The 12,785-nt window shown below is 73.0% G+C and carries 11 protein-coding genes and 1 pseudogene; 11 read left to right on the top strand and 1 reads right to left on the bottom strand.

Translation table 11 applies throughout. The annotated features are described in order from the left end of the window. Nucleotides 1–5: 5 nt before the first annotated feature. The 10 genes from Drose_RS16115 to Drose_RS16070 are packed head-to-tail and all read left to right on the top strand — an operon-like array spanning nucleotide 6 to nucleotide 10,597. Nucleotides 6–518: a GNAT family N-acetyltransferase gene (locus Drose_RS16115; RefSeq protein ID WP_260729012.1), complete on the top strand. Its 513-nt coding sequence runs from the start codon at nucleotides 6–8 to the stop codon at nucleotides 516–518. Further along, entirely contained in the window at nucleotides 518–1,828 is a 1,311-nt protein-coding gene (locus Drose_RS16110) for a SidA/IucD/PvdA family monooxygenase (RefSeq protein ID WP_260729011.1), read from the top strand. The genes Drose_RS16115 and Drose_RS16110 overlap by 1 nt, the downstream gene beginning before the upstream one ends. A 20-nt stretch (nucleotides 1,829–1,848) precedes the next feature. Next, entirely contained in the window at nucleotides 1,849–2,217 is a 369-nt protein-coding gene (locus Drose_RS16105) for a cupin domain-containing protein (protein WP_260729726.1), read from the top strand. Then, nucleotides 2,217–3,821, top strand: coding sequence for a class I tRNA ligase family protein (locus tag Drose_RS16100; protein ID WP_260729010.1), 1,605 nt, complete (start codon nucleotides 2,217–2,219; stop codon nucleotides 3,819–3,821). Before Drose_RS16105 ends, Drose_RS16100 begins: the two co-directional genes overlap by 1 nt. After that, nucleotides 3,818–5,065 (top strand): ATP-grasp domain-containing protein, encoded by a 1,248-nt coding sequence (locus Drose_RS16095; protein WP_260729009.1) that lies wholly within the window; start codon nucleotides 3,818–3,820, stop codon nucleotides 5,063–5,065. Before Drose_RS16100 ends, Drose_RS16095 begins: the two co-directional genes overlap by 4 nt. Next, the gene (gene ddaH, locus Drose_RS16090) at nucleotides 5,065–5,895 is read left to right on the top strand and encodes a dimethylargininase (protein ID WP_260729008.1); all 831 of its coding nucleotides are present in this window, start codon (nucleotides 5,065–5,067) and stop codon (nucleotides 5,893–5,895) included. The genes Drose_RS16095 and ddaH overlap by 1 nt, the downstream gene beginning before the upstream one ends. After that, nucleotides 5,892–6,254: a hypothetical protein gene (locus tag Drose_RS16085; RefSeq protein WP_260729007.1), complete on the top strand. Its 363-nt coding sequence runs from the start codon at nucleotides 5,892–5,894 to the stop codon at nucleotides 6,252–6,254. Before ddaH ends, Drose_RS16085 begins: the two co-directional genes overlap by 4 nt. After that, a complete protein-coding gene (locus Drose_RS16080; protein ID WP_260729006.1) occupies nucleotides 6,251–8,050 on the top strand; it encodes an ABC transporter substrate-binding protein in 1,800 nt (599 codons plus the stop codon). The genes Drose_RS16085 and Drose_RS16080 overlap by 4 nt, the downstream gene beginning before the upstream one ends. After that, nucleotides 8,043–9,275: an ATP-grasp domain-containing protein gene (locus Drose_RS16075; RefSeq protein WP_260729005.1), complete on the top strand. Its 1,233-nt coding sequence runs from the start codon at nucleotides 8,043–8,045 to the stop codon at nucleotides 9,273–9,275. The genes Drose_RS16080 and Drose_RS16075 overlap by 8 nt, the downstream gene beginning before the upstream one ends. A 23-nt stretch (nucleotides 9,276–9,298) precedes the next feature. Then, nucleotides 9,299–10,597, top strand: coding sequence for an MFS transporter (locus Drose_RS16070; protein ID WP_260729004.1), 1,299 nt, complete (start codon nucleotides 9,299–9,301; stop codon nucleotides 10,595–10,597). Nucleotides 10,598–10,689: 92 nt separating this feature from the next. Here the strand turns inward: Drose_RS16070 and Drose_RS16065 are convergent. Next, nucleotides 10,690–11,010, bottom strand: a pseudogene (locus tag Drose_RS16065) (flavin reductase family protein); the annotation flags it as partial. Nucleotides 11,011–11,165: 155 nt separating this feature from the next. Between Drose_RS16065 and Drose_RS16060 the strand changes: the two are divergent. After that, the gene (locus tag Drose_RS16060) at nucleotides 11,166–12,734 is read left to right on the top strand and encodes an amino acid adenylation domain-containing protein (protein WP_260729003.1); all 1,569 of its coding nucleotides are present in this window, start codon (nucleotides 11,166–11,168) and stop codon (nucleotides 12,732–12,734) included. Nucleotides 12,735–12,785 lie beyond the last annotated feature (51 nt).

The following is a 12,785-nucleotide window of genomic DNA, read 5'->3' as shown; positions in this document are numbered from 1 at the left end:
CGGCCATGACTGCCACCCTCGGGCGGCCCCGCCTGACGGCCCGGCTCGTCAGCCCGGCCGACGTGCCCGGCGTGGTCCGGCTCGCCGCGGGGGCCGGCCGGTTCAACCTCACCGGCGCCCGCCTGGACGAGGGCACCACCGTCGCGATGAGCGCCGACCCGGGCCACCTGGTCGCCGCGTTCACGCTGCCCGGCGGCGCGCTCGCCGGCGCCGCCTGGATCCGCCGCCGCGGCCGGGTGTGGTGGGTGCTCAACCTGGTCCTCGACGCCGCCGCCGAGGCGCAGGGCGTCGAGTTCGCGATCGTCGATTGGATCGTCGGCCGCGCCCGGGAGGCCGGCTGCGCCGCGCTGACCGGGCGCTTCGTGCCCAGCGAGCGCAACGCCCAGGCCGTGGGCTTCTGGGAGGCCGCCGGGTTCATCCCGTGCGACGAGGACGGCCTCTACACGTTGGTGCCCGGCACCGGGCCGGCGCACCCGACCACCGGAGCGGCAAGGGGCCGCCTCCGGCCGAAGGAGTGATGGGAGATGTCGTGCGTCATCAGGAGGTAGAACTACTGGCGATCGGCGCCGGGCCGTCCAACCTGGCCCTCGCCGTCGCCGTCGAGGAGCTCGCCGGCTCCGAGCTGGCCCAGGACACCCTCGTCGTCGAGCAGCGCGACGACGTCGCCTGGCAGCGGGGCATGCTGCTGCCGTGGACGACGAGCCAGGTCTCGTTCCTCAAGGACCTGGTGACGCTGCGCAACCCGCGCAGCGCCTACTCGTTCGTCAACTACCTGCACTCGGTCGGGCGGCTGGACCAGTTCATCAACCTGGGCAGCTTCAGCGCGTACCGGATGGAGATCTCGGCGTACCTCGCGTGGGTCGCGCACTCGCTGCAGCACGTGCGGGTGCAGTACGGACGCCGCTGCGGGTCGATCCGCCCGCACCACACCGCCGACGGCCCGAGCCACTGGTCGGTGGAGATGTCCGACGGCAGCACCATCGTCTGCCGGCACCTGGTCATCGGCGGCGGCCGGGACGTGCACATCCCGGAGGCGTTCGCCGGGCTGCCCCGCGACAAGGTCATCCACAGCACCGAGTTCGCGGTGCGGGTCGACGAGATCGGCACCGACCGGCCGCTGCGGCTCGCGGTCGTCGGCGGCGCGCAGAGCGCCGCGGAGATGCTGACCGCGGTGCACCAGTCGTTCCCGCTCGCGCACTGCACGATGATCATGCGCTCGATCGGCCTGCAGGCCTACGAGGCGAGCAAGTTCACCAACGAGCTGTTCTACCCGTCGTTCGTCGACCAGTTCCACGCGGCGCTGCCCGAGGCCCGTGAGCAGCTGCTGCGGGAGATGCACCGGACCAACTACTCCGGCCTGACGCCGGAGCTGCTGGAGTCGCTGTACCGCCGCATCTACCTCGACCGCCTGGCCGGCGACGAGCGCATCGAGATGCTGACCATGCGCGACGTCGTCGACGCCCAGCTCGACGGCGGCGAGGTCGCGGTGACGCTGCTGGACCGCAAGACCGGCGGGATGACGCAGCACCGCTTCGACAAGATCCTGCTCGGCACCGGCTTCGCCAGCGCCATGCCCCGCATCGTGCAGGACCTGGCCCGCTCGGCCGGCGTCGCGGACATCTCGGTCAACCGGCACTACCGCATGAACCTGCCCGCCGGCTACGGCGCCACCTGCCACCTGCAGGGCGTCAACGAGAGCACCCACGGCATCGTCGACTCGCTGCTCAGCGTGCTGGCGATCCGGGCCGAGGAGATCGTCGGCGACCTTCTCGCGCACCGCAGCACGCCACCGGTGCTGGTCTTCGCCGACAGTACCCTGACCCCCTGACGCTGAGGAGCACCGCGGTGATGATGGAGATGCGCAAGTTCGACGGCGCCCGGCTGGCCGAGGACAACGGCCTCGACGCGACCCGGCTGATGCCGTGGCCGGCGCTGAACGCCCCGTTCGAGGGGTCCTGGTGCATCGTGCGGCCCGGCACCGAGTCCGGCATGCACGGCCACCACGAGTACGAGATCTGGATCGCGATGACCGGCGTGGCCGAGATCGTCTGCGAGGGGCGGCGGACGCCGTTCGTCGCGGGCGACATCGTGCACTTCCCGCCCCAGGTCGTGCACCAGGTCGTCAACGACGGCGACGAGGACTTCTCGATGTACGCCGTGTGGTGGGACGCCGACCTGGCCGCCCAGTTCAGCGCCCGCCACCTGAGCGAGGCGTGATGGGCGCCGACCGCCCTGACGGCCCCGCCCGCACGATCGTCGTCGCGGCGACGCCCACGTCCAACGGCGACCTGCACGTCGGCCACATGGCCGGGCCGTACCTGGCCGGCGACGTCTACAGCCGCTACCTGCGCGCCACCGGCCGCGAGGTGATCTACACGACCTGCACCGACGACAGCCAGACCTACGTCGTGTCCACCGCGCACCGGCTGCGTACCACGCCGGACGCGCTCTGCGCGCGCTCCACGGCCGCCATCGAGCGGTCGCTGCGGGCGATGGGGATCGAGATGTCCGGGCTGCCGCCGATCGACGAGCGGTACCGCCGCGGGGTCCTGCGTTTCGTCACCGACCTGCACGAGGCCGGCCGCCTCGAGCGGCGCACGGTGCGGATGCCCTACGCGACGAAGGCCGGCACGTGGCTCTACGACGGGCTCGTGACGGGCACCTGCCCCACGTGCCTGGCCGGCGGCTGCGGCGGCGGCTGCGAGGCGTGCGGCCACCCGAACAGCTTCGACGAGCTGCTCGAGCCGGGCTCCACTGTGGACCCCCAGGACCCGGTCGAGCATCGGGAGCTCGAGATCTGGGTCCTGCCCATGGAGGTGTACCGCGAGCGCCTGGTCGAGTACTTCGCCGAGCGCCGCGCCACCTGGCGCCCCCGGTCGATCCGCCTGATCGACGAGCTCCTCGCCGGCCCCCTGCCGGACGTGCCCGTCACCGTGCCGGGCACCTGGGGCATCCCGTCCCCGCTGCCGGGCACCGAAGGCCACGTCTTGTACCCGTGGATCGAGGCGATGCCCGCCGTCATGTACGCCACCTGGCACGCGGCCGGCGGCCCCGGCGACGGCGGGACGACCGACGACCTGTGGCGCGCCGAGGCGGGCGCGGAGCTGGTCTACTTCCACGGTTTCGACAACGTCTACCACTGGGGCCTGATGGACCTGGTGCTGCTCATGGCGCACGGCGACCGCTACGTGGTCCCGGCGGCGAACATCGCCAACGAGTTCTACGACCTGGCCGGGGACAAGTTCTCGACCAGCCGCAACCACCTCATCTGGTCGGCCGACCTGCTGGCCCGGGTACCACGCGACCAGGTGCGCTGCTACCTCGCGCTGACCGCCCCGGAGTTCCAGCGCACCACCTTCGACGAGGCCGCGCTGCTCGACGTGACCGCCCGCCGGCTGGTCGAGCCGTGGAACGCCCTCGCCGACGCGGTCGCCCTGGCCCGGCTCGAGGCGGGCACGGCGCCGCTGGCGACGACGGCGGTCGGGCGGCGCCGCAGCGAGCTGATGCGGCAGCGCTTCCACGACTGCTACGCGCTGCCCGGCTTCAGCATGGGCCGCGCGGCGGAGACGGTGCTGACCCACCTGGCCCGCCTGCACGCGCTCGCCGGGTCGGGCCGGCTCGACCGCGGCGACCTGATGCTCGAGGTGCGCACCCTGCTCGCCGGCGCCGCGCCGATCCTCGTCGACGCGGCCGCGCAGGCGGCGGCGGACGGCGTCGAGCTGGCGCTGACCGGCGACCAGCCGGAGCGGATCACCCCGTTCGACCTGCCGCGGCTGGCCGTCCCCGCCGCGGCGCGCAGCGCCCAGGAGGTGGCGTCGTGAAGCTGCTGACCATCGAGACCCGCCAGTACCTCACCTACTACCACTCCCGCTACCAGCAGGTGCTCGACCTCGGCGTGGACCTGTACGTGCTCAACGGGGAGGGCACCGAGGACTTCTGGCCGGCCGAGCGCTACCGGCTGGTCGGCACCAAGCACATCGACGACATGATCGCCTGCGCGAAGGAGTGGCACGCCACCGAGCAGTTCGACGGCGTCATCACCTTCTCCGAGGCGGCGGTCATCGCGGTCGCGGCGATCGCCGACGCGCTGGGCCTGCCCGGCATCGGCGTCGAGGCGGCCCGCAACAGCCGCAACAAGGCCCTGATGCGAGAGGCGTACCGCGCCGCCGGCGTCCCGGTGCCCCGCTTCACCTTCGTCACCGAGCTCGACGACGCGCTCGCCGCCGCGGAGGCCTACGGCTACCCGGTCATCCTCAAGCCGACCCTCGGCGCCGGCAGCCACTTCGTCTACCGCGTCGACGACGCCGAGGAGCTGCGCGGCCGCTTCGAGCAGGCGATGGCCGGCATCCGGGAGATGTTCTGGGTGACCGCCGAGGCCGACGGCATCGACCTGGGCCCGCAGGGGCTGCTGGTCGAGTCGTTCCTGGACGGCCGCGAGTACCTCATGGAGGCGCTCGCCTGGGACGACGAGGTCTACCTCGGCTCGGTCGTGGACCGGATCACGGCCGAGGGCAAGAACTTCGACGACGACGTCCACCACGCGCCGACCTCGCTCGACGACGAGAGCCTGGCCAAGGTGCACCGGGCGGTGAAGGCGGCCGCGCACGCGCAGGGCCTGCGCCGCAGCGTCATGCACGCCGAGGTCCGCTTCCACGACGGCGAGCCGCACCTGCTGGAGATCGCGGCCCGGGTCGGCGGCGGCGGGCTGGACCAGATCGCCCGCCTCACCGCCGGCTACGACCCGATCGCCGCCGTCGTCGACGTCGGCCGCGGGGTGCGGCCGCGGGTCGGGCACTACAACCCGCTCGGCGAGCACATCGCGTCGATGTGCCTGATCTGCGACGCGGGAATCGTGCGGCGGGTCGAGGTACCGAAGGAGGTCGGCGAGTCCGAGCGGGTCTTCCTGCTCAAGATCACCGCCCGGCCCGGCGACGTGATCCTGCGGCCGCCCAACGGCAACACCATCTTCGGGTTCCTGGGCGTCACCGGCACGTCGGAGGCGGACGCGCTGGCCGCCCTGACCGAGCTCAGCGCGAAGATCACCGTCGAGCTGGACGCCGGCTGATGCGGATCCGGCGGTACCTCATGTGCGAACCCCGCCACTTCGACGTCACCTACTCGATCAACCCGTGGATGGAGCCCGCCAAGCCGACCGACGCGCGCCTGGCGCTGATGCAGTGGGAGCGGCTGCGCTCCCTGCTCGTCGGCCTCGGCCACCACGTCGACCTGATGGCCCCACTGCCCGGCCTGCCGGACATGGTGTTCGCCGCCAACGGCGCCACCATGGTCGACGGCAAAGTGCTCTCGGCCCGGTTCCGCCACCCGCAGCGCCGCGCGGAGGGCCCGGCCTACCTGGAGTGGTTCCGCCGCCAGGGCTTCGAGACCCGGGAGGCGCGCTTCGTCAACGAGGGCGAGGGCGACCTGCTCGACACCGGCGCCCGGCTGCTGGCCGGCACCGGCTTCCGGACCGACCGGCGGGCCCACGCCGAGGCCGCGGCGTTCCTCGGCCGGCCGGTGCTGAGCCTGAAGCTCGTCGACCCGCGCTTCTACCACCTCGACACCGCCCTCGCGGTGCTCGACCACGAACGGATCATGTACTACCCCGCCGCGTTCTCCGCCGCCAGCCAGGCCGTGCTGCGCCGGCACTACCCGGACGCGATCCTCGCCGAGGCGGCCGACGCCGAGATCTTCGGCCTCAACGCGGTCTCCGACGGCCGGCACGTGCTGCTGCCGCCGCAGACGACCCGGCTGGCCGGGGCGCTGACCGCGGCCGGCTTCGTGCCGATCGGCGTCGACCTCTCCGAGCTGCTCAAGGCCGGCGGCGGCGCGAAGTGCTGCACGTTGGAGCTGCGCGAGCGGCCCGCCACCCCCGAACCCGCGAAGGAGCAACGATGATCAGCTACGACGGCCGGCGGTTCCGCCCGGTCGGCGCCGGCGGCGGCGAGAGCGATCGCGTCGCCGTCTACCAGCAGGCCGGCGACCTCATCTGGGGCGAGTTCAGCGGCGGCGACGCCCGCCGCGGCGCGCTCACCGGCGTCTGCAGCCCCGACGGCATCCTCGACTTCGCCTACTGCATCGTGCTGCGCACCGGCGACGTCGTGTCGGGCCGCTGCACGAGCACGCCGCGGCGGCTGCCCGACGGCCGCATCCAGCTCGACGAGGTGTGGGAGCGCTACGGGGCGCACGCCGCCACCGGCGTGTCCCGCCTCGAGGAGATCCGCGAGACCGCCCAGACGGGGGTACGCACGCCATGACAACCCAGCCGACGACCACCCTGAGCCGGCCGAGGCCGCGCCGCGGCGGCACGGTCACCTGGGCCTGCGCGCCCGGGTTCCCGCCCGCCGTCATCTTCCCGTTCACCCCGGCCGAGCGGATGGGCACCCGCAACATCCTGGAGTTCCAGGCGCTGCTGTACCGCACCCTGTACTTCTTCGGCACCGACGGAACCCCGGAGGTCGACGACGCCAACAGCATCGCCGAGCCGCCGGTGTGGAGCGAGGACGGGCTCACCGTCACCGTGCGCGTGAAGCCGTGGCGCTGGTCCAACGGCGAGACGCTGTGCGCCGACAACGTGCTGTTCTGGGTCAACCTGATGAAGGTCAAGGGGGCCAGGTACGGCGAGTACGTCCCCGGCTACTTCCCCGACAACCTCACCGACTACGGCAAGCTCGCCGAGGACACCGTCTACTTCACCTTCGACAAGGTCTACTCGCGCCGCTGGGTGCTCATGAACCAGCTCAGCACCATCACGCCGCTGCCGAAGGCGTGGGACCGCACCGCCGCCGGGCCGGCCAACGCCTCCGGGGACCTGGCCGACGTCGAGGCGGTCTACGACTTCCTCATGGCCGAGCAGGGCGACATCGTGGCCGAGGGCAACGAGCACCGCACCCGCTGGGCCGACAGCCCGATCTGGAGCATCGTCAGCGGGCCGTGGCGGCTCAAGAGCTACACGGTCGAGGGCGTGGTGACGTTCGTGCCCAACGAGCACTACTCGGGCCCGAGCAAGCCGTACCTGGACGAGTTCCGGCAGATCCCGATGCAGTCCGACGAGGAGCAGTACGAGCGGCTCCAGGCCGGCCCGGACGCGCCCGACTGCATCCAGGTCGGGTACCTGCCGCTGAGCTACGCGACCGCCCGCGCCGACGCGCCCGGCGGGGACGGCAACCCGCTCGCCGCCCACTACACGCTCGTGCCGCAGGTCGCCTACTGCGTGCGGTACACCAGCCTGAACTTCAACAACCCGACCGTCGTGGGCAAGCTCTTCGCGCAGACCTACATCCGGCAGGCGTTGCAGAGCACGCTCGACCAGGACACCGCGGTCCGCGACATCTACCAGAGCTACGCGTACCGCCAGAACGGCCCGGTGCCGGTGCTGCCCGTCACCGACCTGGTCTCGCCGCGGCAGCGGGAGGGCGCCTGGCCGCTGCCGTTCGACGTCGGCCGGGCCCGCAAGCTGTTGCAGGACAACGGTTGGGACACCTCGGTCACGCCGGCCGTGTGCGTGCGGCCGGGCACCGGACCGGGCGAGGCCGGCGAGGGCATCCCCGCCGGGACCAAGCTCACGTTCTCGCTGCGGTACGTCGAGGGGCGGCCCGCGCTGACCCGGCTCATGGCCTCGTACCAGCGCGACGCGGCCGCGGCCGGGATCGAGCTGCGGCTGCAGGAGGTCTACGGGTCGATCCTGGTCGCCGAGGACGCGCCCTGCTACCCGACCGCCGAGACGCCGTGCACGTGGGAGATGTGCTGCTGGAACGGCGGCTGGGTGTTCCACCACCCGACCGGCGAGATCCTCTTCAAGACCGACGCCGGCGGCAACTTCGGCCACTACCGCGACGAGACGGCCGACCGGCTCATCGAGCGCACCGTCACCGACGAGTCGGTGGAGACGCTGTACGAGTACCAGGACTACATCGCTGAGCAGGCGCCGGTCGTGTTCAACCCGAACTTCCCGATCCGGTTGTTCGAGGTCGACAACCGCCTCGGCGGCTTCGAGCCGGTCAACCCGTTCGGCATGATCAACCCCGAGCACTGGTACTACGTCGATGCATGACACCCGGCCGCTGCTGATCCTGGTCGCGAGCGGGATGCGGGTGTACCGCGAGTACCTCCTACGCTCCATCGCCCGCGACTTCCGGGTCCACCTCTTCCACACGGCCGAGCCCCAGTGGGAACGGGCCTACCTCGACGGCTGGACCGTCCTGCCGTCCACCATCGACGGCCCGGCGATGGCCCAGTCGGCCCTGCACCTCGCCAAGCGGCAGCCCGTCGCCGGCGTGCTGTGCTGGGACGAGGGCCGCATCCTGGCCGCCTCGCACATCGCCGAGGCGCTCGGCCTGCCCGGCGGCGACCCCGCCGTCGTGTGGCGGATGCGCGACAAGGCGCAGACCCGCCAGGCCTGCGCCCGGGCCGGCGTTCCCCAGCCGCGCTCGCGGGCGGTACGGACCCTCGAGGAGGCCCTCGCCGCCGCCGAGGGCATCGGCTACCCGGTGGTACTCAAGCCCCGCGGCCTCGGCGCGAGCCTGGGCGTGGTCCGCGTCGAGGACCCGGACGGGCTGCGGCGGCACTTCGCCTTCACCCGCGACACGAAGGCGCCGGACCCGGTCCTCTACGCCAGCGACCACCCGGTCCTGGTCGAGGAGTGCGTCGTCGGCGAGGAGATCAGCATCGACGCGGTCGTGCGCGGCGGGGTCGTCACGCCGCTGTTCGTGGCCCGCAAGGTGGTCGGCTATCCCCCGTACGCGGAGGAGGTCGGGCACTGCGTGGACGCCAACGACCCGCTGCTCACCGATCCGGCGCTGACGTCGGCGCTGCGCCAGACCCACCTGGCGCTCGGTGTGCTCGACGCCTGGACCCACACCGAGTTCATGCTCACCGCCGACGGCCCGCGGCTCATCGAGGTCAACGGCCGCCTCGGCGGTGACCTCATCCCGTACCTCGGGAGCCTCGCCACCGGCCTCGACCCGGGGCTGCTGGCCGCGGCGACGGCGTGCGGCCGGACGGCGCCGATCCGGCCCGACCGGGCACGGGCGGCCGCCGTGCGGTTCTTCTACGTCGAGGACGAGGACACCACCATCACCAGCATCGCCTTCGACGGCGACCGGCTGCCGTCCACTGTGGACCTGGCGGTCGCCGTCGCGCTCCCCGGCGCGGTCGTCTCGCCGCCGCCGAAGGGCACCGTGTGGGGCCGGGTCGCGTTCGCGACCGCGGCCGCCGGCACCCCGACCGCCTGCGCCGAGGCCCTCGACGCGGCCGCCGCCGCCCTGCACATCACCTGACCTCCAAGCCGAAGGGAGCCACCGTGTCCGACACCACCGCCGCGCCCGAGGTGCGGGCGGCCGATCCGCCGCCCGTGCCGCGGGCCGGCCGCAACGAATGGCTGCTGCTCACGTTCACCGGCTCGACCAACATCGGCGACGCGATCACCCGGGTCGCGCTGCCGCTGCTGGCCGTGCGACTGACCTCCTCGCCCGCGCTCATCGCACTGGTCGCGGTCCTGCTCACGCTGCCGTGGCTGATGACCGCCCTGCACGTCGGCGTGTTCGTGGACCGCAAGAATCGCCGCTCGCTCATGGTCGGCGCCGAGGCCGCCCGGATGGTCGCGATCGGGGCGCTGCTGCTGGCCTACCTCGCCGGCCAGCTGAGCCTGCCCGTCATCTACGTCGTCGCGGTCGTGCTCGGCGTCGCCGAGGTCGTCGCCGTGACCGCCGGGGCGTCGATCATCCCGGCCGCCATCCCCAAGAGCCGGTGGCAGACCGCGGTCGCCCGGATCACGGCGGTGGAGTACCTCAGCAACGGCTTCGTCGGCGCCCCGATCGGCGGCTTCCTCGTCGCCGCCGGCGTCGGCCTGGCGCTGCTCAGCACCACCGGCATCTACGTGCTCGGGGCGGTCCTGCTGGCCCTGCTGGTCGGCAACTTCACAGTGACGCCGACCAAGGAACGCCGCCCGATGCACGAGGAGATCCGCGAGGGCATCGGCTTCCTGTGGCGGCACACCCTGCTGCGCACGATGGCGCTGCTGATTGCGGCGATGGCGGGCTGCTGGGCGGCCTGGATCGCGATTCTGCCCGGCTACGCGGTCAGTGGCCCACTGCACCTGTCGGAGCGCGAGTACGGCTTCGTGCTGACCGCCCTGGGCGCCGGCGGCATCACCGGCACCCTCATCGTCGGCCCGATCAACCGCTTCCTCGGCCGCCGCTGGTCCATGTTCGCCGACATCATCGGCACCATGGCCCTCGTAGCCGTCCCGACGCTCGCGCCGGCCCGGCCCAGCAGCGCCGTCGCGGTCGGCATCGCCGCCTTCGCGGCCGGGCTCGGCGGGACGATGTGGACGGTCAACTCCCGCGTCATCTACCAGACGCTGGTGCCGTCGGAGCTCCTGGGCCGGTTCAGCGCGGCGAGCCGGCTCGTCGGCTGGGGTACCGCCCCCATCGCGGCCGCGCTCGCCGGCGTGCTCGCCACGACCCTGGGCTACCGGGCCGCGTTCGGCGTGTTCGCGCTGATCTGCGTCGGGCTGGCCGTGCCGTTCCTGCGGGTCGTGACGCCCGCGGCGCTCGCCGAGGTCGACCGGCTCAGCGCGACGCCCGACGGCGAGAAGTGAAGGGGCCGGCGGGGCTTCTCCGGCGCGCAGCCGGTGAACGCCCCGCCGGCGAACACCAGCGGCTCCCCGGCGGTCAGCTCGCCGCAGTCGGCCACCGCGCCGACGACGATGGCGTGGTCACCGCCGGGGTGCACCGCGTGCAGCCGGCAGTCGAAGTAGGCGAGCCCGTCGCGCAGCAGCAGGCTGCCCGTCACCGGGGCGATCCGCACCGGCGTGCCGGCGAAGGCCGCCAGCCCGGTCGGCCGCGACCGGCTGGCGAACCACTGCGCCTGCCGCTGCTGGCTCAGCGCGAGCACGGTCACCGCGAAGGCGCCGGACTGCTCGATGCAGGACAGCACGCGGGAGCCGTACTTGAGGCAGATCAGCAGCAGGCCCGGCTCGAGCGAGACGGTCGTGAACGAGTTGACCGTCATGCCGACCGGCACGTCGTCCACGGCGCTCGTCACGACGGCGACGCCGGTGGCGAAGTGCCCGGCCGACCGGCGCAGCCGCAGGGCCTGCTGCTCGGCGGAAACCGTGTCAGTGCTCATGATTCGTCCAATCCGAAGGCACCAGAGGAGCGTCGAACGTGGCTCAGTTCATCAACCCGACCGGCACCTTGTATACGTGGGTAAGCGAGTGTGCCCGCACACATCCACTCCAGTCCGCGCTCGAGGTGCGAGGGGCCCGGCTGACCTACGCGCAGCTACTGGACCTGGCCGAGCGCCTGGCCGGGCGGCTCGTGGCGGCGGCCGGGGGCCAGGCGCCGCGGGCCGTGGGCCTGCTCGCCAGCCGCAGCCTCGCCGCCTACACCGGCTACCTCGCGGCACTGCGCTGCGGCGCGGTCGTGGTGCCGCTGAACCCGCGCTTCCCGGCCGCCCGTAACCGCCGCATGAGCGAGCTGTCCGATGTGGACGTCGTGGTCGCCGACGACGACGGCGCGGAGCAGGTGGCCGCCGTCGCCGCCGGCACCGCCGCGGCGGTGCCGCTGACCGAGGACTGGACCGACCCGCTCGGCGGCACCCCGTGGGACGGGCCGCTCCCGGCCGACCCGGACGCCGGCGCCTACACGCTCTTCACGTCCGGCTCGACCGGCGAGCCCAAGGGCGTGCCGATCCGGCACCGCAACCTCGCCGCGTACCTCGCCTGGTGCATCGACCGCTACGAGGCCGGGCCCGGCAGCCGCTTCTCGCAGGCGTTCGAGCTCACCTTCGACCCGTCGGTCTTCGACATGTTCGTCGCCTGGTGCTCGGGCGGCACGCTCGTGGTGCCGCAGGCCGACGAGGTCCTCGCGCCGGCCCGGTTCGTCGCCGACGCCGGCATCACCCACTGGTACTCGGTGCCGTCGGTGGTGTCGCTGGCCCGGCGGCTGCGGGGACTGCGCCCCGGCGCGATGCCCGGGCTGCGGTGGAGCCTCTTCGCCGGCGAGCAACTGACCCTGGAGCAGGCGCGGTCGTGGGCCGACGCGGCGCCGGGCAGCACGCTGGAGAACCTGTACGGGCCGACGGAGCTGACCGTCACCTGCGTCGGCTACCGGCTGCCGGCCGACCGGGGCGCCTGGCCGGAGACGTCCAACGGGACGGTGCCGATCGGCGAGCCGTACCCGCACCTGGAGGCGGTCCTGCTCGACGCGGACGGGCGCGCCACCCGCGACGGCGAGCTGTGCGTGCGCGGGCCGCAGCGCTTCGGCGGGTACGTCGACCCGGCGCACGACGCGGACCGCTTCCTGCGCCACGCCGGTGGGGTGACGCGGGCGCACGAGGGGCGGCCTGGTTCGGACATCTGGTACCGCACCGGTGATCGGGTGCGGATCGAGGGCGGGCAGATGGTACACCTGGGGCGCCTCGACGATCAGATCAAGATCTCCGGATATCGCATCGAGCTCGGCGAGATCGAGACGGCGCTGCGGCGGCACCCGTCGGTGGCCGAGGTCGTGGTGCTCGGCCGGGCGGCGGATGGCGGCGAGACGGTGCTGCACGCGGTCCACACCGGCGACCCGGTGCCCGAGGCGGAGCTGACCGAGCTGGTGCGCGACCTGCCGTGGTACATGCGCCCGAAGCGGTTCCACTTCCGCGCGGAGCTGCCGGTCAACCTCAACGGCAAGACCGACCGGCGGCGCCTGGGCGCGGAGCTGACCGAGGAGCTCGCCACCGCCTGAGGCCCGCACGACGAAGCCGCCGGTCGCGTTCGCGGCCGGCGGCTTCGTGTT

Source organism: Dactylosporangium roseum (assembly GCF_025264685.1).
Classification (GTDB): Bacteria; Actinomycetota; Actinomycetes; order Mycobacteriales; family Micromonosporaceae; genus Dactylosporangium; species Dactylosporangium roseum.
The sequence above is the reverse complement of the archived record's forward strand: the minus strand, read 5'-3'. Positions and strand labels throughout refer to the sequence as shown.